The following is a 21309-nucleotide window of genomic DNA, read 5'->3' as shown; positions in this document are numbered from 1 at the left end:
CAATGATCTGAAATAATAGTCGAAAATGTTTTCAGAATTGAGACTTCCTTCAAACACCGTCCACAGGTATGTTAGTCGAGTAATAATTACAAATTCGATTATCCCCAACATCGCAAACAAAACAGAAGTGACATTCTATGGCAATGAGTGAACCAACCCAGCCGTTAGCGGGCGCCTCTGCTGCGGCGACTAAAGCACGCACCTCGTTTGGCATCTTAGGCGCGATCAGCCTGTCTCATTTGTTGAACGATATGATCCAGTCGCTAATTTTAGCGATTTACCCGCTGCTGCAATCAGAGTTTTCCCTGACCTTTATGCAGATAGGGATGATTACCCTGACCTTCCAGCTCGCCTCCTCCCTGCTCCAGCCGGTCGTCGGATACTGGACGGATAAATATCCCATGCCGTGGTCGCTCCCCATTGGGATGTGCTTTACGCTGAGCGGTCTGGTACTGCTGGCGCTGGCGGGCAGTTTTGGCGCCGTGCTGCTGGCGGCGGCGCTGGTCGGCACCGGTTCTTCGGTATTTCATCCAGAATCTTCCCGCGTGGCGCGTATGGCCTCCGGCGGGCGCCACGGGCTGGCGCAATCCATCTTCCAGGTTGGCGGCAACTTCGGCAGTTCGCTGGGGCCGCTACTGGCTGCTGTCATCATCGCGCCATATGGCAAAGGTAATGTGGCCTGGTTTGTATTGGCCGCGTTGCTGGCCATTATTGTGCTGGCGCAGATCAGCCGCTGGTATGCCGCGCAACACCGGATAAGTAAAGGAAAACCGAAGGCGACCATCGTCAATCCGCTGCCGCGCAATAAAGTGATACTTGCCGTCAGCGTGCTGTTAGTCCTGATTTTCTCCAAATACTTCTATATGGCGAGCATCAGCAGCTATTACACCTTTTATCTGATGCAAAAATTCGGATTATCGGTACAAAACGCACAGTTTCATCTGTTTGCCTTCCTGTTTGCCGTTGCGGCTGGAACGGTAATCGGCGGGCCTCTGGGTGATAAAATAGGCCGAAAATATGTTATTTGGGGCTCAATTCTGGGTGTAGCGCCGTTTACTCTCGTTTTACCCTATGCAACCCTGCACTGGACGGGGATTTTAACCGTGATAATTGGTTTTATCCTCGCATCGGCCTTTTCTGCCATCCTGGTGTATGCGCAGGAACTGCTTCCGGGGCGTATCGGTATGGTTTCTGGGCTCTTTTTCGGTTTCGCGTTCGGTATGGGAGGCCTTGGCGCTGCGGTATTAGGCCTGCTCGCCGACCACACCAGTATTGATTTGGTCTACAAAATATGTGCTTTCCTGCCACTTCTGGGGATACTGACCATATTCTTGCCTGACAACCGACATAAAGCCTGATTTTCCTGCGGCCAAAGGTAAACTTTGGTCGCACTCTCTTCCAGTCACCGTAAGCCTTTAGCTCACAGACACCCCGCCAGTTTTCCAATCCGTGCCTTTTTTATTCTAAATTCCACTTTTCATCAAATTTCAACAATTATTCATAAACATAAACATCGAAATTGTCATAAACTATTACCTGGAATTTTGGTTTCTCTGGCGCCATCGCTTGTGAGGCTGTGCGAGCGATGACGCCAGGGCGACCAAAAATGGATCAACATAACGACCAAAGGAGACGGAATGCATCACGCCACCCCGCTTATTACCACCATTGTTGGCGGCCTCGTGCTCGCTTTTATACTCGGCATGCTTGCCAATAAACTGCGTATTTCTCCTCTGGTGGGATATCTGTTAGCGGGCGTTCTTGCGGGGCCATTTACTCCGGGTTTTGTCGCGGATACCAAACTTGCGCCTGAACTGGCGGAGCTTGGCGTAATCCTGCTGATGTTCGGCGTCGGGTTGCACTTTTCATTGAAGGATCTGATGGCGGTAAAGGCCATCGCCATTCCCGGCGCGATCGCCCAGATAGCCGTGGCGACGTTGCTGGGTATGGCGCTTTCAGCGGTGTTGGGCTGGTCGCTCATGACCGGTATCGTCTTCGGGTTATGTCTTTCAACCGCCAGTACCGTGGTGCTGCTGCGCGCGCTTGAAGAGAGACAGCTTATTGACAGTCAGCGCGGGCAAATCGCCATCGGCTGGCTGATTGTGGAAGATCTGGTGATGGTTCTGACGCTGGTTCTTCTGCCCGCCGTGGCGGGAATGCTGGAAAAAGGCGATGTCGGTTTCGCGTCGCTGGCGGTCGATATGGGTATCACCATCGGTAAAGTGGTGGCGTTTATCGCCATTATGATGCTGGTTGGGCGCCGTCTGGTGCCGTGGATTATGGCGCGCAGCGCCGCCACCGGCTCCCGTGAACTGTTTACCCTTTCCGTACTGGCGCTGGCGCTGGGCATCGCCTTTGGCGCCGTCGAGCTGTTCGATGTCTCCTTTGCGCTGGGCGCTTTCTTTGCCGGGATGGTGTTAAACGAATCAGAATTGAGCCACCGCGCCGCGCACGATACGCTGCCGCTTCGCGACGCCTTTGCGGTCCTGTTCTTTGTCTCCGTCGGGATGCTGTTTGACCCGTTAATCCTGATTCAACAGCCGATGGCGGTACTGGCTACGCTGGCCATTATTATCTTTGGTAAATCGGTTGCCGCTTTCTTCCTGGTTCGCCTGTTCGGGCACTCGCCGCGCACCGCGCTGACCATCGCCGCCAGCCTGGCGCAGATTGGTGAATTTGCCTTTATTCTGGCAGGTCTGGGCATGGCGTTGGATCTGCTGCCGCAGGCAGGGCAGAACCTGGTGCTGGCGGGCGCGATTCTGTCGATTATGCTCAACCCGGTGCTGTTTGCGCTGTTAGAGAAATACCTCGCCAAAACGGAAACGCTGGAAGAGCAGACGCTGGAAGAAGCGATCGAAGAAGAGAAACAGATTCCGGTGGATATCTGCAACCACGCGCTGCTGGTCGGTTTTGGCCGCGTCGGTAGTCTGCTGGGCGAAAAACTGATGGCGGCAGGCATTCCGCTGGTGGTCATTGAAACCTCACGTACCCGCGTGGATGAGCTGCGTGAACGCGGTATTCGCGCCGTACTGGGGAATGCCGCTAACGAAGAGATCATGAACCTGGCGCATCTGGACTGCGCTCGCTGGCTGTTGCTGACCATTCCGAACGGTTACGAGGCCGGTGAAATCGTGGCCTCCGCCCGCGAGAAATGCCCGCATATTGAGATTATCGCACGCGCGCATTATGACGATGAGGTGGAATACATCACCGAGCGCGGGGCGAATCAGGTGGTAATGGGCGAGCGTGAAATTGCCCGCACCATGCTGGAGCTGCTGGAAACCCCGCCCGCAGGCGAAGTGGTGACGGGTTAAACGGTGTGATGCCGGATGGCGGTGTAATCACCTTATCCGGCCTACGATTTTCTTGTAGGCCCGATAAGCGCAGCGCCATCGGGCAATAACTCAGCGATCCCAGTAAGACTCTTCGAGGCTGTCTTCCCGTTCCGGCAGACCGCGCGTCAACCGCGGGGAATGCTGGTTCAATACCTGATAACTCACACGGTTCGCATACTTACACACCTGCGCCAGAGACGAATAAGTCAGCCAGGTGAATTTATGCTTACTGGAGTTAGGCACATTGGTGCGGTGATAATTATTGGCGGTAATATCATGTAACAGCGCCGCCAGCGCGCCGTCTCCCGCGCCATTGGTATTCATGATTTTTTCCGGCCCGCCCATGTACGGGGCGATGTGCGAGTAGACCCGCAGCGGATGGAGACAATCTTTATGCCGCATCGCACGGCTGAACTCATACTGATTAAACTCGGCAATCGCCCCCGGCAGCAGCGGGTGCTGGGTTTTGCGTTTCGCTTCATCTTCGGTAAAGCCCGCCATATACAACCCAATCGGCCCGGCGGTACACAGCACCAGATCCACCCAGTCCAGCGCCTTGTCAGACGCCAGCAGCGGATCGTTCTCGCCGGTTAACGCTTCCGCCTCTTCTTCATTCATCGCCAGAATGGAGACATGCTCTTTGAGGAACGCCTGCCACCACTGCGGATTATCGGCGATAACAAACTTCGTCCCCAGGGTCAGCACCACCGGCACATTATGCTTTTTCGCGTACTCAATGGCTTTCATGGTCGCTTCCGGCATCGGCTCGCCCGGTTTACAGCGCACCAGATAGGAGGTCAGCACCAGCGCAGATGCGCCCGCAATCACCGATTCCGGGATGCTCTCCGCCCGAAGCTGGTTCATGTGGCCGGGACTGATGGCGAAGGTACGCTCGCCGGATTCGCCAATCAGCGTAAAGCAGCGGCCAATGGGGCCATCAACCCCTTGCAGGTGGTTGAGGTCGGTACGGCTCGATGTGTTACATAAATAGCGATAGGCGTAGCTGCCAATCTCAATGTTGCTGCACATCACGCCCAGCAGAACGGAGCGATCGTCCGCCAGCACCGAGTAGTTGTGCATAGTGTTACCAATGGTGCCACCGGCAAACTGGTGGGTGATCAGGTTTTCACGCACCAGCTCCTGATACAACGCTTCTGCGACATCATCCTCAATCACCAGAGAATGCCCGGCGCTCAATCCATAACGTTTCACAAAGTCATCATCGACTTTCGCTTCAATATCCACCAGCGTCTGATCGATACCAACCACCCATGACGCGCTGGTTTCATTTTCAGCCTGAATTTGTTGCAACAGCGGGTCACGGGCATTAACGGGGAAATAGTGTTTGGATTTACGTTTACCGGGAAATTTCATGATTGTGTTTACAGGTGGATAACTGAGCGGTGCATGGTAGCACATTCCCCCCTGCCCGCGCGACGAGGCGCGGAGTTTCAATATCGGACGGTGAGATCGCAGTTTATTGGCGATCGCTTTCTACAATGGAGGCATTTCACAAGGAGCGCGTTATGAAGCCGGAAAACAAAATTCCCGTTCTCGATCTTATTTCTGCGCAGATGAGGGCCGTCATCAACGTTCATCAGGCGGAGCTGCCGCCGTGGCCTGCGGATGACATTGCGGCGCAGCGCCAGCACTACACCCGCGAGCGCCAGTTCTGGAACGCCGGAGCGCCGCAGATGGCAACGCGGACGGCGGCGGTTCCCACACCCTACGGCGAGGTCGCCACGCGTCTGTATTATCCACAGCACAACAGCAGGGCAACGCTGTTTTATCTGCACGGCGGCGGATTTATTCTCGGCAATCTGGATACCCACGACCGCATTATGCGGCTGCTGGCGAGCTATACGCGGTGTACGGTCGTCGGCATCGACTATACGCTCTCTCCCGAGGCGCGTTTCCCACAGGCGATTGAGGAGACCATCGCGGCATGTCGGTTCTTTCATCAACGCGCCGATGAATACGCATTGAACATGGCGCAAATCGGTTTTGCCGGGGATTCCGCAGGCGCTATGCTGGCGCTCGCCAGCGCGCTGTGGCTGCGCGATAAGCAGATTGTATGCGGGAACGTGATCGCCACGCTGCTGTGGTATGGTCTCTACGGGTTACAGGATTCGCCCAGCCGCCGTTTATTTGGCGGGGAATGGGACGGCTTAACCCGTCAGGATCTGGAGAGGTATGAAAACGCCTATCTGCGTGATGAGCAGGATCGCGAATCCCCCTGGTATTGCCTGTTCAATAACGATCTGACCCGCAATGTGCCACCCTGCTTTATTGCCGGCGCGGAGTTCGATCCGTTACTTGATGACAGCCGTCTGCTGCACCAGACGCTCCAGGCGCATAATCAGCCCAGTGAGTACCGGATGTACCCCGGCACGCTGCACGCCTTCCTGCACTATTCACGCATGATGAAAACCGCTGACGATGCGCTACAGGATGGCGCGCGTTTCTTTATGGCGCAGTTAAAATAGCCTCAGAGGTACGGTGCGGTCAGCTTCAGCATCATATCGATGTGTTCCGGCGCGGCATTGAGCGCCGGAATGTATTCGTATTTTTTACCGCCCGCCTCAAGGAAGATTTCCCGGTTTTGCAACGCGATCTCCTCCAGCGTTTCCAGACAATCCGCCGCAAAACCCGGACACATCACCTGAATATGCCCGGTGCCTTTTTCGCCCAGCATTTTCAGCGTTTCGTCAGTATACGGCGTCAGCCACGGCTCGCGGCCAAAGCGCGACTGGAAGGTCATCATCACTTTTTCTGGCGCCAGACCAAGCGCGGAGACCAGTTCACGGGTAGTATCGCGACAGCGTTGCGGGTAGTCGTCGCCTTCGTCAGCGTAACGCTGCGGGATGCCGTGATACGAGAGCAGCAGCAAGTCCGGCTCGCCATGTTGGGCAAACGAGGCACGGGCGCTATTTGCCAGGGCGGTGATATAGCTATTGTCATCAGCGTAGTCACGAATAAACGAGACGCCTGGAATACTGCGTTTACGCGCCAGAATACGCGCCAGTTCGTCCCAGACGGCCGCCACCGTCGAACAGGAGTATTGTGGGTAGAGCGGCAGCACCACGATGTGATCGACGTGGTTCGCCAGCAGTTCATCCACCGCGCTTTCCAGCGACGGCGAACCGTAGCTCATCCCCAGCGCAACGGGCGTATCCGGGAGACGCTCTGCCAGCGCCTGCTGTTGCTCCCTGCTGTAAACCAGCAACGGCGATCCGCCTTCCTGCCAGATAGACTGGTACAGTTTTGCGACACGCGGCGCGCGCAGCGGCAAAATCACACCACGCAAAAGCGGCCACCACAGCAGGCGGGAAGTATCCACCACGCGCTCATCGCTTAAAAATTGCTTCAGATAGCGTTTAACCGCTTCAGGAGTTGGGGCATCGGGAGTGCCGAGGTTAGCCAGCAGGATACCGGTTTTCGTCTGACGCATTACCGCCTCTTGTTGATTCAAATTGTTGATAATTGTAGCGGAAAAGCGAGGAAGAAGAACTAATTGCTGTGAGAGGTAAGATGAGAATTTGCCTGATGGCGCTACGCTTATCGGGCCTACAAGAAAATCGTAGGCCGGATAAGGTGATTACACCGCCATCCGGCATTAACCGCGCTAAAACTTAACCGAGGATTTTTTCAAGGTCGGCACGCACATCGGCAACGGCCTGAGTACCGTCCACTTTCGCGTATTTAGTGTTACCCGCTTCCGCTTCTTTCTGGTAGTAACCAATCAGCGGCGCAGTCATCTGATGGTATTCCACCAGACGCTTACGAACGGTCTCTTCCTGATCGTCTTTACGGGTGGTCAGCTCTTCGCCGGTCACATCGTCCTTGCCTTCCACTTTCGGCGGATTGAATTTGATGTGATAAACACGGCCAGACGCCGCGTGCACGCGACGGCCCACGATGCGGTCAACGATCAGCTCGTCCGGTACGTCGAATTCGAGAACATAGTCAACCGCAATGCCCGCTTCTTTCATGGCGTCGGCCTGCGGAATTGTACGCGGGAAGCCGTCCAGCAGGAAACCGTTGCGGCAATCGTCCTGCGCGATACGCTCTTTTACCAGCGCAATCACCAGCTCATCGGTCACCAGCTTGCCGGCGTCCATGATGTCTTTCGCTTGTTTACCCAGCTCGGAGCCAGATTTCACGGCGGCACGCAGCATGTCGCCAGTGGAGATTTGCACAATACCATATTTCTCCATGATGAACTGAGCCTGAGTTCCTTTACCCGCGCCCGGAGCGCCAAGCAGAATGATACGCATTACGAAAATCCCCTTAAAGGTTGTCGATATTTTTTAAAAAAGCGCTAAACGATACCACCATCACGCAATTCGCTCAAGGAAGGCGCCCTGCGCTGAAACGGTTAACGGCGGGAAAATGAAGAAAAAGAGAGGATAAAATAAAAAATGCCCGATGGCGCTGCGCTTATCGGGCCTACATAAGCAACCTGCTCGTAGGCCGGATAAGCATTAGCGCCATCCGGCATGACGCGGTGCCGATTAAGACACCAGCAACTGGTTCATACGACGGATAAACTGGTTCGGATCTTCCAGCGTACCGCGTTCGGCAAACAGCGCCTGATCCAACAGCAGCTCTACCCACTCGTTAAACTGCGCTTCGTCCTGGGTATCCGCCGTGCGTTTCACCAGTACGTGATCCGGGTTGAGTTCAAAGATGTATTTCACTTCCGGCACGGCCTGACCGGCAGCGGCAAACAGCTTCGCCATCTGGGTACTCATCTCGTCAGCGTCGGTGGTGACAATGGCCGGAGTATCGGTCAGACGATGCGTCAGACGCACCTCTTTCACACGATCGCCCAGCAGGGTTTTCACGCGCTCAACGAACGGCGTCAGCGCTTTTTCCGCTTCTTTTGCGCTTTCATCGACTTCATCCGCCAGTTTTTCCAGCGATTCGTCAACTTTAGATACGGACTGGAACGCCTTACCGTCAAACTCGGTCAGGTAATTCATCATCCACTCATCAATGCGATCGGAAAGCAGCAGCACTTCGATGCCTTTCTTACGCAGCAGCTCCAGGTGCGGGCTGCTCTTCGCCGCCGCGTAGCTGTCTGCCGTGATGTAGTAGATCTTCTCCTGCCCTTCTTTCATGCGGGAGATATAATCTTCCAGAGAGACGGTTTGTGCGGAAGAGTCCGTATGCGTTGAGGCAAAGCGCATCAGTTTCGCGATGGCTTCCTGGTTGGCATGATCTTCCGCCGGGCCTTCTTTCAGCACCAGACCAAACTGTTTCCAGAAGGTCTGGTATTTTTCCGCATCATCTTTCGCCAGTTTTTCCAGCATTTGCAGAACACGTTTGGTCAACGCGCTGCGCAGGTTGCGGGTAACGGTGCTGTCCTGAAGGATTTCGCGGGAAACGTTCAGCGGCAGATCGTTGGAATCAATCAGACCACGCACGAAGCGCAGATAGTTCGGCATAAACTGCTCGGCGTCGTCCATGATAAAGACGCGCTGTACGTACAGTTTCAGCCCATGTTTGTGATCGCGGTTCCACATATCCCACGGCGCCTGAGACGGGATGTACAGCAGGCTGGTGTACTCCTGCTTACCTTCCACGCGGTTGTGGCTCCAGGTCAGCGGGTCGGTGAAGTCGTGAGCAATGTGCTTGTAGAACTCGTTATACTCGTCGTCTTTGATTTCTGACTTGTTACGCGTCCACAACGCCTGCGCCTTGTTGATTTTCTCCCAGGAGACGATCGTTTCACCGTCTTTTTCTTCCTGTTTTTCAATCTCTACCGGCAGTGCGATATGGTCGGAATATTTGCTGATGATGGAGCGTACGCGCCAGTCATCAAGGAACTCGTCTTCGCCTTCACGCAGGTGCAGGGTGATTTCCGTACCGCGATCGTCTTTAGTGATATCCGCGACGGTGTACTCACCTTCGCCCGCCGATTCCCAGAACACGCCGTTTTCCGGCTTATCGCCCGCCGCGCGGGTACGCACGGTCACTTTATCCGCGACGATAAACGCAGAGTAGAAGCCGACCCCGAACTGGCCGATCAACTGGCTGTCTTTCGCCTGATCGGAACCCATTGATTCGAGGAAAGATTTAGTGCCGGATTTCGCAATGGTCCCCAGATGATCGATAACGTCATCACGGTTCATCCCCACGCCATTATCGGCGATGGTCAGCGTACGCTTATCTTTATCGAAGGAGACACGCACGCGCAGCTCGCCGTCGCCTTCATACAGATCCGGGTTCGACAGCGCGCGAAAACGCAGCTTGTCCGCCGCATCTGAGGCGTTAGAGATAAGCTCACGCAGGAAAATTTCTTTATTGGAGTACAGAGAATGGATCATCAGGTGCAGAAGCTGTTTTACTTCTGACTGAAAACCACGAGTTTCTTGTCCTTTCATTGGATAAATACCTCAACAATGCCATTTACAAGGTCAAAATGCGTTGAGGGAGAGATGGGGACGGGAAATGAGTTTTCAAGCGGGAGAACGCGAATGTTCTCCCGTTTGATTAAAAACGAATCTTATGACGCCCGGCAAGCGAGTGGGACAGCGTGGTGCCGTCGACCATTTCCAGTTCGCCGCCCACCGGTACGCCGTGGGCGATACGGCTGGCTTCAACGCCATATTGCGCACAAAGTTCGGCAATATAGTTCGCGGTAGCCTCCCCTTCGACCGTCGGGTTGGTCGCGAGGATCACTTCGCTGAGCTGTTCTGACGCCAGACGCTGCTCCAGACGATCGAGACCGATATCGTCCGGCCCGATGCCGTCGAGCGGCGACAGATGCCCCATCAGCACGAAGTAGCGGCCAGAGAATTGCCCGGTCTGCTCAATGGCGTAGATGTCCGCCGGACTCTCCACCACGCAGATTTGACCGTTTTCCTGACGACGCGGATTCGAACAGATATTGCACACGTCCTGCTCAGTGAAGGTGCGGCAATCGGCACAGTGGCCGATTTCCGACATCGCCCGGGTGAGCGCTTGCGCCAGACGCATCCCGCCGCTGCGGTCACGCTGAAGCAGCGTAAACGCCATGCGCTGCGCTGACTTCGGGCCAACGCCCGGCAGACAGCGCAGTGCTTCCATAAGCTGAGTTAACAGCGGGCTGGTTTGCATCAGAACGGCATCTTAAAGCCAGGCGGCAGTTGCATACCGGAGGAGACAGACGCCATCTTCTCTTTCTGGGTCTCTTCAATGCGACGCGCCGCATCGTTGAACGCCGCAGCGACCAGATCTTCCAGCATCTCTTTGTCGTCTTCCAGCAGGCTTGGGTCGATTTCCACGCGGCGGCAGTTGTGCGCACCGTTAATGGTCACTTTCACCAGACCTGCGCCAGACTCGCCGGTGACTTCCAGTTTGGCGATTTCTTCCTGCATCTGCTGCATTTTTTCTTGCATCTGCTGGGCTTGCTTCATCAGGTTGCCCAGACCGCCTTTTCCAAACATAAGCTCTCTCTCTTGATGGTTTACAATCGCAAGCCGGGCTTACGATCAAATGGGGCGAATACTCTCTTCATCCAGATCCGCGTCAAAGAATCGACGCAGCGTCTGAATGTTGTTATCCGCGATAATCGACTCACGCGCCTGCGCAAGTTTCTCTTCATAAATCGCCTGACGCCACTCCAGCGGCGTTCGCACCGCCGGATTATCATCTTCAACGATGGTCAGTTCAACCGTCGTTCCCGTCAGGGCACTCAATGCTTCCGCCAGCTTTTGCTGCGCGCCAGTGGAGTTAAGGTGTCGCTGCGTGGAGCGCAGATGCAGGCAAATAGTATTGCCGTTCTCCTCTTTCCAGGCGTTTAACGCCACCTGTTCCACCAGCTTCGGCAGGGAGAGCTGGCTAATTTGTGCCGCCCACGGATCGCGTTCGGTCGCTTCCGTGGCCAGTTTGGTCGCCAGTTCCGGTGTTTTTTCATGCTCCAGCGCCTTTTTCAGCGCTTTCGGCGTGGCCACAACCTCTTTTACTTCCACCACCGGATTGGTCGCCTTCCAGCGGTAGGCTTCTTTCTTCGTCGGCGTCTGTTCCAGCGCAGACGGCGCCGGACGCGCCTGAACGCGTTCAGAGACAGAGGCTAATCTTTCCAGCGCAGCGTTATTTACCGGCCGCGCGCGGGAAGCGGCTGCCGGTTCACTCTTTTTTGTTTTGGTTGCTCCCTGAGCACGCTGAAGCTGGTTGCGCGCCGCCAGCACCTGGCTGGTGGCATCTGGCAACGGCACCTCCTGGCGTACCGGAGCGAATTGTTGCGAAGGCACCTGCGTCGGCGTCATCACCGCCGTTGGCGCGACCGGCGCAAAAGATTGCTGCGGTCTTTCCGGTTCCGGCAGCGGCATACGTGGGTGGAATGCCAGCGCGCGTAATAGCGTCATTTCAACGCCCATCCGTCTGTCCGGCGCGTAAGGCAGCTCTTTGCGGCCAATCAACAGCGTCTGGTAATAAAGCTGTATGTCCGCTGGCGGCACAGTTCGCGCCAGTTCACGCATGCGCTGCTCAATCGCCGCCATATCGTTACCCAGCGCGGCAGGCGACAGCTGCACCATCGCAATGCGGTGCAACAGCCCCAGCATTTCGACCAGCAGCGCTTCCCACTCAATACCGCGCGCGGCGGCATCATTCACCAGCGACATCACGCGCTCGCCATTGGCGGCAACCACCGCCTCGACCAGCGAAAGCGCCTGGTCATCATCCAGCGTGCCGAGCATCGCGCTCACCGCCAGGGTGGAGACCTGCCCGTCACCGCTGGCGATCGCCTGGTCGGTCAGGCTTAGCGCATCGCGCAGGCTGCCATCCGCTGCGCGGGAGAGCAGTTGCAGCGCGCGCGGCTCATGCGCGATATGTTCTTCGTTAAGGATATGCTCAAGCTGATGGCGAATTTGTTCGACATCCAGCGCCTTGAGATGGAATTGCAGGCAGCGCGACAAGATCGTCACCGGCAGCTTCTGCGGATCGGTGGTCGCCAGCAGAAACTTGACGTGCGCGGGCGGTTCTTCGAGCGTTTTAAGCAACGCGTTGAAGCTGTGCCGCGAGAGCATATGCACTTCGTCGATCAGATAGACCTTAAACCGGCCGCGCGCGGGCGCGTACTGGACGTTGTCCAGCAGGTCGCGGGTATCTTCCACTTTGGTGCGCGATGCGGCGTCGATCTCAATCAGATCGACAAAACGCCCCTGCTCGATTTCCCGGCAGTTGTCACATACGCCGCACGGCGTGGCGGTGATACCGGTTTCACAGTTCAGTCCCTTCGCCAACAGACGGGCGATGGAGGTTTTACCGACGCCACGGGTGCCGGAAAAAAGATATGCGTGATGAATACGCCCTAACGACAAGCCGTTCGCCAGTGCGGTCAGCACATGTTCCTGGCCGACGACGTCAGCAAAGGTTTGTGGGCGCCATTTTCGGGCTAAGACCTGATAACTCATTGGCTGGCTCTGAAACGCTGGAAGGTGGATTCATGGGGGGAATGCTAACACAACCTCGCAAATACAGCGAGGTTGTGAGGCTTTATTCGCGACGCTCACCCTTTTGGGCCGCCGCAAGCGGCGTTCAAAACGCAAATGCGTTTTGCCGAGCACTGGCCGGAACCGGAGTGGCGAATAAGATAGCCTGAATCAGTGCCCCGGGAAGGGAACCAGGCTATAACAGGTAATCCCCTGTTTTGCCAGACGCTGCTCACCACCCAGATCGAACAGATTGATGATGAAAGCGGCATCGGTCACTTCCCCACCCAGACGACGGATCAGCTTCACAGTCGCTTCGATTGTGCCGCCGGTCGCCAGGAGATCGTCCACCACCAGCACTTTATCGCCCGGTTTGATGGCATCAACGTGGATTTCCAGCTGATCGGTGCCGTACTCAAGCTCATAGCTTTCAGCGATCGTTTCACGCGGCAGTTTGCGCGGTTTACGCACCGGAACAAACCCGACGCCCAGGCCCAGCGCGACCGGCGCGCCAAACAGGAAGCCACGCGCTTCGGTGCCGACAACTTTGGTGATGCCTGCATTTTTGTATCGTTCAACCAGCAACTCAATGCTGAGCGCATAGGCTTTCGGGTCTTCCAGCAAGCTGGTGACATCACGGAAAAGAATGCCCGGTTTCGGGTAGTCGTGAATGCTTTTAATGCTATTTTTGAGAAACTCAAGCTGCTGTGCAGTCGCGGTCATGGATATATGCCTGCTATTACGGTGTTACTCACGGCGCGAATTAAGGGGGTCAAAGTAACGATTGTTTAACCTTTAACCGTCTGCGCCTGTGCTCGAAAACGGTCGAATTTACTGGCTGCGTAAGACAATTGCAACAGCGATTATTGCGCTTCAGTGCTTTTGTTGCTTTTCATCAATCACCGGTATCCGCCACATAAAAATCAACAGGCAGGCCAGGATCGCCAGCAGCAGTATTCGTACCCACATCATATGCACCAGCCAAAGCGAGATACCGAATGTAATCAATATCAACGCAATAGCGCGCGGTTTCGCCCCCGGCGGCATCGCGCGATGCTTTTGCCAGTGACGCAAATAGCCGCCAAACCAGGAGCGGTAAAGCAGCCAGTCATGAAAGCGCGGCGACGAACGGGCAAAACACCAGGCCGCCAGTAAAATAAACGGCGTAGTAGGCAATAGCGGCAACACGACGCCCAGCGTCCCTAACACTACCGCCAGCCAGCCAATGATGATTAAAATAGTACGTTTCATAATGACAGTACGTAGCACACAAGGCTGCTACTGTAGCATAACAGTTATCATTTTCATCGGAGTGTTACATTGAAAACCGCCATGCTGTTACACAGGCTGGAAAGCCAGCTCGCCAGTCTGCGCCAGCAGAGCGCGCCGCTGGCACAGCATGCGACGCTCAGCGCACGCTTTGACAGGCATCTTTTTCGCACCCGCAGCACGCTATTGAAGGCGTATCTGGATGAAGCCGGAACCAACCTTGACGCGTTGCGCCATGCGGTTGAACAACAGACGTTGCCGCAGATTGCCTGGCTGGCGGAACGCCTGGTTTCACAGATTGAGGCGATAACACGGGAAACCGCGACCTGGTCGCTCAGGGAGTGGGACAGCGCCTCCCCGGGGCTGGCGCGCTGGCAACGTAAACGCGTAAAACATCAGGAGTTTGAGCGTCGTCTGCTGGAAATGACCGAGGAGCGTAAAGCCCGTCTGGCACAGGTCACCGGCTTCACCGAGCAGCAGGCGCTGCACCGGGAAATCGAGGCGTTTGAAGGCCGTCTGGCGCGCTGTCGCCATGCGCTGGAAAAAATAGAGCGCGTACTGGCGCGCCTGACCCGTTAACCACTGGAGAAAATATGTCGCTTGAGAATGCCCCGGACGACGTCAAACTGGCCGTCGATCTGATCGTCCTGCTTGAAGAGAATCAGCTGCCCGCGCAAACCGTGCTACGCGCGCTGGAAATTGTGAAGCGTGATTATGAAAACAAACTAAAAAACGCGGAAGACGCCTCGCAAAGCGATTAAAAGGGAGCTGGTGCGTCCCCACCGTCAATGTCAGAGTCTGCGTCGGGACACAATGACGACGGACAGTTCATGGAACGACTTTCAACCACGCCGCATGATGCGGTATTTCGGCAACTGCTGACGCAAAAAGCGATCGCGCGGGATTTTTTACAGATCCATTTACCTGACACCTTTCTTCGCATCTGCAATCTGGATTCCCTGACGCTGGAGTCAGGAAGTTTTGTCGAAGACAACTTACGGGCCAGCTATTCAGACATCCTCTATTCCCTGCAAACTACGCATGGACCAGGCTACGTTTATGCGCTGATTGAGCATCAAAGCAAACCCGATAAATTCATGGCGTTTCGCCTGATGCGTTATGCCATCGCCGCCATGCAGCGGCATCTTGATGCCGGGCACGACACGCTGCCGTTAGTGGTTCCCTTACTGTTCTACCACGGATCAATTAGTCCGTGGCCCTACAGCCTGAACTGGCAGAATATGTTTTGTGAGCCCGCGCTTGCCAATAGCCTTTACAGCAATGAATTTGCGCTGGTGGACCTGACCGTAATGCCGGATAATCAGATCATGCGGCATCGGCGGATGGCGATGCTGGAGTTACTGCAAAAGCATATACGCCGACGCGATCTGGCCGAATTACAGGATCAATTAATCACGCTATTAACGCAGGAACACCTGACCCGTAGCCAAATCAGCGTGCTGATACACTATATGTTGCAGGTTGGGAATACCACGAACCCCGGCGCGTTGATCCGCAAACTGGCCAGCAGCGCCCCCCAGTATAAGGAGCAACTGATGAGCATTGCCGAATGGCTGGAAGAGAAAGGCAGAGCAGACGGGCTGCAAAAAGGAATGCAGCAAGGACGGCAGAAGGGCTTAGAAGAAGGTCGTCAGGCCGAAGCACGCAGCATCGCTCTCAAAATGCTCGACAGCGGTCTGGCCCCCGATCTGATCACCCACCTAACCGGACTCTCGCCAGAAGAGCTGTCTGCGCTCTCCCATTAGAGACACTCAGGGCGGCCTGGCCGCCCTGAACAGAACTTAGCCCACCGATGGCGTCGGATCGTCGCCTTTGATTTCGCGTTTAACTTCCGTCACTTCGTCACCTTTCTCATTGCGCAGATGCACTTCAAGCTGGTTAAAAGCGATGTCGATGTTATTTTCACGGCACAAACGATCGATGGTCCGGTTCAGCTCATCCACTGTATGGCTGCGATCGCGCAGTTCACGCACGTACAGACGCAGTTCATGATCGAGCGTACTGGCGCCAAACGTGGTAAAGAACACCGCAGGTTCTGGCTCACGCATCACTTTCGGGTGCTCCGTCGCCGCCTGCAACAGCACTTTTTTCACTTTGTCCAGATCCGAGCCATAGGCGACGCCAAGGCGGATCACCAGCCGGGTGGTGGTGTCGGACAGCGACCAGTTGATCAATCGTTCGGTCACGAAGGCTTTGTTCGGAATGATCACCTCTTTACGATCGAAGTCGGTAATGGTGGTCGCACGAATACGGATCTTGCTGACCGTCCCGGAGAAGGTGCCGATAGTCACCGTATCGCCAATGCGTACCGGGCGTTCAAACAGGATAATAATGCCAGAGACGAAGTTACCGAAAATCTCCTGCAAGCCGAAACCAAGACCAACCGATAACGCCGCCGCCAGCCACTGTAGTTTGTCCCACGATACGCCAAGCGATCCGAATACCGTCATCGCGCCAACGGCAATGATGATGTAGTTGAGGATCGTGGTGATCGCATACGAAGCCCCCTGGCGCATTTTCAGTCTGGAAAGTACCAGAACTTCCAGCAGGCCAGGTAAGTTACGGATCAGCGCCCAGGCCACCATTGACACAATAATGGCAAACAGCAGGCTGCCCATCGTAACGTTTTTAACCACCGCGGCGCCCGCTTCCGTGCCGTTGTAGTGCCAGAGCGTGATGCTGTCGAGATAGCTGAACACGGTGATCAGATCGGACCAAATCGCCCAGAACATCACCCCGAACAGGGCAATCATCAGCAGCATGGTGATGCGCAGCGTTTGCTGGTTAACCTGTTCCAGCGCAATGGTCGGTTCTTCCTGCGGCTCCGCGCCTTCTGCCCCCTCTTTCACCAGATTCTGACGACGCGCCAGCGCACGGCGCCAGGCAATACGACGCGCCGCGACGCTCAGGCCGCGTAACACGGTCTGATACAGCAGGTTCCAGATAATCACCAGATAGACGGTTTCAATCCAGCGCCCGGACAGGCGTAGCGTGGTATAGAAATAGCCCGTCGCGGTCAACACCATCAACGCGACGGGAATGATGGAGAGCACGGTAATCGTGATCAGACGTAAACCATGCGACTCCTTATCACGCCAGCTATCGCGGCACATTGGCCACACCAGCAGAGTAATAAGCAGAAGGTTGAGGAAAATCACCACCTGCCCCAGCACATCATCCATCAGGTGCAGCGGAGAAAGTTCAGCGACCACCGACCAGAAATGCAGCGGCAGTAGCGCCAGACTGATGCGCACAATCTGACGGCGCCAGTGGCTGGTCAATTTCGCCGGCATGCCGAAGTGCCGAATGGCAACGCCCTCTTTCTCCAGCACCTTCCAGCACAGACCGAATACCAGCCAGAACAACGCCAGCTTTTTACTGAACGCCCATAACAGGTCGCTAATATTCAACTGCATGGTGAGGAGGATCAGCCCTACCGCAAGGATTATCAGACAAACCGGCAAGGCGCGAATCAGATCGATGAAAATCGCTTTCGGCGTATTGAGCTGGCTGTCGTTACGCAATGATCCCACCGCGGCCGCCAGCTTCTCCTGGTACGCTTTAAGCCATTTCAGTCGCCAGCGAATCACCCCGGCGATCAGCAGCAAAGGCAGCCCCGCGAGGAATGCGATGAATACCGCAGGCCAGGCCTTTTCCCAGTTCACCGTAATTTTCATCGACCTGAACTGATCTTTCAGCGTTTGCGGGAAGGCTTTAATCCAGTCCCAGTCCATCGGGCGGTTACTGTTAACCCAAAAGATTTGCTGAGTCAGGATCTCTTTAAGGTTTTTCGAGACGCTCATCAGCTGCTGTTGATTGATTTGCAGGTTAATGGCCATCATCAACTGATTGCCCAGCTGCTTATTCAACTGATCCAGTAATTCCCTGCGCATATCAACCACTTGCAGCAGCGCATCATGCACTTCGTCATTAACCTCGTCAGTGTGCCCTTCTTCCAGTTTGGCCACAAAGGCATCGTTCTGGAACAAAGCGTCACGCTGCTGGTTAACTTCAAACTGCTCCAGACGCAAATCCGCAATCCGGTTGGTCATATCGACAAGTTCATCTGCCGACGGCAGCGTTTGCTGCTGCTGATACAAGATACGCGACAACAGCAAACTGCCTCTCAGCACCGCAATCTGCTCTTTGATATTGCGCTCTGATTGCAGCGCGCGATCAAGCCAGTTTTTGACTTTGATGTTCTGCTGCATGAGCGCGTTGCCGTTTTCGGTTGCCGTGATCAGGCGCTGGCTCAGTTGATGATTGACATCCAGCTCCTGCTTCACAAGAGGGTTAGCCTGAATACGCGCCGTTTCATCCGGCGAGATCGCCTCCTGCGCCGTTTTCTCGGTTAGCGTCAGACGTTTGCTGTTGACCGCTTCCTGCAAAAGCTGGAGCTGGTGTTCCAGTCGATTGGTGTTCGCCGTGACGTAATCGCGCTGCTTTTGCAGGGTATCCTGCAAAACCGTATTGCCTTCCAGACTTTTGCGCTGCTGATCGATTTGCGCGTTAAGCAACGCCTGTTGCGCCTGTAGCAGAGCCTGTTGACTCGGGCGCAATGCGCCGTCCCCGACACTGGTGCCGTCCAGTCGATTACGGATTTGCTGCATTTGCTGCGACGCGGTATACATCGCGTTTTGCACACGCTCAGGCTGCGTCTGGAGCGAAACCAGCTGACTATTGTAAGTCGCCAGATCGTTTTGCGAGTTCTGCAAATCATCCAGCACCTGCGCAACCCGAAGTTCCAGCTGGCGCAGCGAAAGCGTGCTCAACGTTTTTCGCGTTTCGTCGTCATTATCCACATCGCTGAGGGCATTCAGCGCGTCCGTCGCCTGACGCATTTTTTCCGGCGCCTGCGCGACTTTCTGACGTAATTGCGTGGTCTCCTCTTTTACCCGATCGATTTTATCAAGCGTGGCGAGCGTATCGATGAGATCCTGCTGGACCAGTTTATCCAGCGCCGAGAGGTCTTTCTGTTTACCCAGCGCATCCAGCTGGCTTTGCACGTCCGCTTTCGACGGCAGATCGCCATTCGTTTGCGCACGGGCAAACGCCGACGACTGACCGCACAGCAATAACACAAAGAAAATGATTGAGATAAAAACAAGATGCGATGAACGTTTATAGAGCTGCAACATAGTCATGGGAGTGAAGGTTTCTGAACCGGAAGAATGACCGGAAATAGTCAAGCCACAAGAATATCACGGCGGTGACGGACAGAATAGCGGAACGGAAAATGTCCAGGATAATTCCTGGAATGATATCAGGGGCTTTCGAGGACAGGCGCCGCTCTCAGCGTCGGGCAAAGCAGATACATTTCCAACAAGATGGCGACGTAATCTCGCGCTTCTTTTTTCAGATCAAAGGATTGCGGCGCAAAGAGCCAGTTTTCCATGATGCCGGAAATATAGCCGCGCATTAATATTGCCGCACGACGCGTCATCAGGTTTCCCGGGAGCATTTTTGCTTTAATACAATGTGTTAGCGTTTGTTCAATGCGATCATAGCTTTCCACGCAGATGCTTCGCTGCGCCTGTTGCACTACCGCCATTTCACCCACGAATTCGCATTTGTGGAATATAATTTCCATCAATAAACGTCGGCGCTCTTCCGTCACGGTTGCTTCAAGAAGATGGACTAAAATTTCTCTTAATACTGATAGTGGATCGTCGGGGAATTTTGCCTGATACTCAATCTCAAGCTCACCAATATTGGATTCTGATAGCTCCCAGATTTCACTGAATAAATCCGACTTGTTTTTGAAGTGCCAATAGATTGCACCGCGTGTGACGCCAGCGGCTTTTGCAATCTCCGCGAGCGAAGTGGATGATACCCCTTGTCGCGAGAACAAACGCAGAGCTACATCCAGGATGTGTTGCCGAGTTTCCTGTGCTTGTTGTTTGGTTTTTCGTGCCATATGTCGGTGAATTTACAGGCGTTAGATTTACATACATTTGTGGATGTATGTACCATAGCACGACGATAATATAAACGCAGCAATGGGTTTGTGGACTTTTGACCATTGATCAATTTGAAATCGGACACTCGAGGTTTACATATGAACAAAAACAGAGGGTTTACGCCTCTGGCGGTCGTTCTGATGCTCTCAGGCAGCTTAGCGCTAACAGGATGTGACGACAAACAGGCCCAACAAGGTGGTCAGCAGATGCCAGAAGTTGGGGTTGTGACGCTCAAAACTGAACCTCTACAGATCACTACTGAACTCCCGGGTCGCACCAATGCATACCGTATTGCGGAAGTTCGTCCTCAGGTAAGCGGAATTATCCTGAAACGTAACTTTACGGAAGGCGGCGACATTGAAGCGGGTGTGTCTCTCTATCAGATTGATCCTGCGACTTACCAGGCAGCTTACGAAAGCGCCAAAGGCGATCTCGCTAAAGCGCAGGCGGCTGCAAATATCGCTCAGTTAACGGTTAAACGTTATCAGAAACTGTTGGGTACGAAATACATCAGCCAACAAGACTACGATAGCGCGCTGGCAGATGCGCAACAGGCGAATGCGTCTGTTGTGGCGGCAAAAGCGGCCGTTGAAACCGCACGCATTAATCTGGCGTATACCAAAGTGACCTCCCCGATTAACGGCCGTATCGGTAAATCATCCGTAACGGAAGGCGCGCTGGTACAAAACGGCCAGGCTACCGCCCTCGCGACAGTACAGCAACTCGACCCGATCTATGTGGATGTAACGCAGTCAAGCAACGACTTCCTGCGCCTGAAACAGGAGTTGGCGAGCGGCAAACTGAAGCAAGAGAACGGCAAAGCGAAAGTCGAGCTGGTCACCAGCGACGGCATTACCTATCCGCAATCCGGTACGCTTGAGTTTTCTGACGTCACCGTCGACCAAACCACCGGTTCGATTACGTTACGCGCAATCTTCCCTAACCCGGACCATACCTTACTGCCTGGTATGTTTGTTCGCGCACGTCTGGAAGAAGGCACCAATCCTGATGCATTGCTGGTTCCCCAGCAGGGCGTTACCCGTACGCCACGCGGTGATGCCAGTGCATTGGTTGTCGGCGCCGATGACAAAGTGGAAACCCGTCAGATCGTCGCAAACCAGGCGATTGGCGATAAGTGGTTAGTCACTGATGGACTCAAATCGGGCGATCGCGTGATTGTTACCGGGCTGCAAAAAGTGCGTCCTGGCGCGCAGGTTAAAGCGCAGGAAGTCACCGCGGATAATGAACAGCAAGCCGCAAGCGCTAACCCGTCTGAACAGTCTAAGTCTTAACTTAAACAGG

General features: G+C 54.8%; 18 protein-coding genes and 1 other annotated feature. Of the genes, 7 read left to right on the top strand and 11 right to left on the bottom strand.

The genetic code is table 11. The features are described from left to right. Positions 1-137: 137 nt before the first annotated feature. Both fsr and ybaL read left to right on the top strand, forming a co-directional pair. On the top strand, positions 138-1358 hold the full coding sequence (gene fsr / locus OGX80_RS04310; protein WP_012133495.1) for a fosmidomycin MFS transporter: 1221 nt from the start codon (positions 138-140) through the stop codon (positions 1356-1358). Positions 1359-1637: 279 nt separating this feature from the next. Beyond that, complete coding sequence (ybaL, locus tag OGX80_RS04305) at positions 1638-3314, top strand: YbaL family putative K(+) efflux transporter (protein WP_012133496.1); 1677 nt, start codon at positions 1638-1640, stop codon at positions 3312-3314. 90 nt (positions 3315-3404) lie between these two features. Here ybaL and gsk read toward each other — a convergent pair whose 3' ends face one another. Further along, the gene (gsk, locus tag OGX80_RS04300) at positions 3405-4709 is read right to left on the bottom strand and encodes an inosine/guanosine kinase (RefSeq protein ID WP_047458391.1); all 1305 of its coding nucleotides are present in this window, start codon (positions 4707-4709) and stop codon (positions 3405-3407) included. Between the two features lie 152 nt (positions 4710-4861). Here gsk and aes point away from each other — a divergent pair, with 152 nt between their 5' ends. Next, positions 4862-5821 (top strand): acetyl esterase, encoded by a 960-nt coding sequence (gene aes / locus OGX80_RS04295; protein WP_115181893.1) that lies wholly within the window; start codon positions 4862-4864, stop codon positions 5819-5821. Between the two features lie 2 nt (positions 5822-5823). On the opposite strand, the gene hemH is transcribed toward aes, so the two are convergent. The 8 genes from hemH to OGX80_RS04255 all read right to left on the bottom strand — a co-directional run bounded on the left by hemH (position 5824) and on the right by OGX80_RS04255 (position 14008). After that, the gene (hemH, locus tag OGX80_RS04290; protein WP_047458399.1) at positions 5824-6786 is read right to left on the bottom strand and encodes a ferrochelatase; all 963 of its coding nucleotides are present in this window, start codon (positions 6784-6786) and stop codon (positions 5824-5826) included. Between the two features lie 181 nt (positions 6787-6967). Continuing rightward, entirely contained in the window at positions 6968-7612 is a 645-nt protein-coding gene (gene adk, locus OGX80_RS04285; protein WP_012133500.1) for an adenylate kinase, read from the bottom strand. A 237-nt stretch (positions 7613-7849) separates the two neighbouring features. Next, on the bottom strand, positions 7850-9724 hold the full coding sequence (gene htpG / locus OGX80_RS04280; RefSeq protein WP_012133501.1) for a molecular chaperone HtpG: 1875 nt from the start codon (positions 9722-9724) through the stop codon (positions 7850-7852). A 109-nt stretch (positions 9725-9833) separates the two neighbouring features. Further along, the gene (gene recR / locus OGX80_RS04275) at positions 9834-10439 is read right to left on the bottom strand and encodes a recombination mediator RecR (protein ID WP_012133502.1); all 606 of its coding nucleotides are present in this window, start codon (positions 10437-10439) and stop codon (positions 9834-9836) included. Then, complete coding sequence (locus OGX80_RS04270) at positions 10439-10768, bottom strand: YbaB/EbfC family nucleoid-associated protein (protein ID WP_001515903.1); 330 nt, start codon at positions 10766-10768, stop codon at positions 10439-10441. Before OGX80_RS04270 ends, recR begins: the two co-directional genes overlap by 1 nt. Before the next feature lie 45 nt (positions 10769-10813). Further along, positions 10814-12739, bottom strand: a complete 1926-nt coding sequence (gene dnaX, locus OGX80_RS04265) for a DNA polymerase III subunit gamma/tau (RefSeq protein WP_115181894.1) — start codon at positions 12737-12739, stop codon at positions 10814-10816. Beyond that, positions 11417-11481: a sequence feature (DnaX frameshifting element), on the bottom strand. (Overlaps the previous gene by 65 nt.) A gap of 189 nt (positions 12740-12928) precedes the next feature. Beyond that, positions 12929-13480, bottom strand: a complete 552-nt coding sequence (apt, locus tag OGX80_RS04260) for an adenine phosphoribosyltransferase (RefSeq protein ID WP_012133504.1) — start codon at positions 13478-13480, stop codon at positions 12929-12931. 150 nt (positions 13481-13630) lie between these two features. Continuing rightward, positions 13631-14008, bottom strand: a complete 378-nt coding sequence (locus OGX80_RS04255) for a DUF454 family protein (RefSeq protein WP_012133505.1) — start codon at positions 14006-14008, stop codon at positions 13631-13633. A 69-nt stretch (positions 14009-14077) separates the two neighbouring features. On the opposite strand from OGX80_RS04255, the gene priC reads away from it, so the two are divergent. The 3 genes from priC (at position 14078) to OGX80_RS04240 (ending at position 15792) form a co-directional block, all read left to right on the top strand. Next, positions 14078-14605, top strand: coding sequence for a primosomal replication protein N'' (gene priC, locus OGX80_RS04250; protein ID WP_024130585.1), 528 nt, complete (start codon positions 14078-14080; stop codon positions 14603-14605). A 14-nt stretch (positions 14606-14619) separates the two neighbouring features. After that, positions 14620-14787 carry a pleiotropic regulatory protein RsmS gene (gene rsmS / locus OGX80_RS04245; protein WP_012133507.1) on the top strand — a complete coding sequence of 56 codons (168 nt, stop codon included), beginning with the start codon at positions 14620-14622 and terminating at the stop codon, positions 14785-14787. A gap of 69 nt (positions 14788-14856) precedes the next feature. Next, positions 14857-15792, top strand: coding sequence for an Rpn family recombination-promoting nuclease/putative transposase (locus OGX80_RS04240; protein ID WP_115182352.1), 936 nt, complete (start codon positions 14857-14859; stop codon positions 15790-15792). Positions 15793-15828: 36 nt separating this feature from the next. Here the strand turns inward: OGX80_RS04240 and mscK are convergent, their stop codons facing one another. Together mscK and acrR are read right to left on the bottom strand one after the other, a co-directional pair. Continuing rightward, positions 15829-19191: a mechanosensitive channel MscK gene (gene mscK, locus OGX80_RS04235; RefSeq protein WP_047458417.1), complete on the bottom strand. Its 3363-nt coding sequence runs from the start codon at positions 19189-19191 to the stop codon at positions 15829-15831. A 119-nt stretch (positions 19192-19310) separates the two neighbouring features. Beyond that, the gene (gene acrR / locus OGX80_RS04230) at positions 19311-19964 is read right to left on the bottom strand and encodes a multidrug efflux transporter transcriptional repressor AcrR (RefSeq protein ID WP_058668709.1); all 654 of its coding nucleotides are present in this window, start codon (positions 19962-19964) and stop codon (positions 19311-19313) included. Positions 19965-20105: 141 nt separating this feature from the next. On the opposite strand from acrR, the gene acrA reads away from it, so the two are divergent. After that, a complete protein-coding gene (gene acrA / locus OGX80_RS04225; protein ID WP_047458420.1) occupies positions 20106-21299 on the top strand; it encodes a multidrug efflux RND transporter periplasmic adaptor subunit AcrA in 1194 nt (397 codons plus the stop codon). Positions 21300-21309: the final 10 nt, after the last annotated feature.

The organism is Citrobacter sp. CK194 (assembly GCF_030333395.1).
In the GTDB taxonomy this organism is placed as follows: Bacteria; Pseudomonadota; Gammaproteobacteria; order Enterobacterales; family Enterobacteriaceae; genus Citrobacter_B; species Citrobacter_B koseri.
Note: the sequence above shows the minus strand (reverse complement) of the source record. Positions and strands in the feature narration are given on the sequence as shown.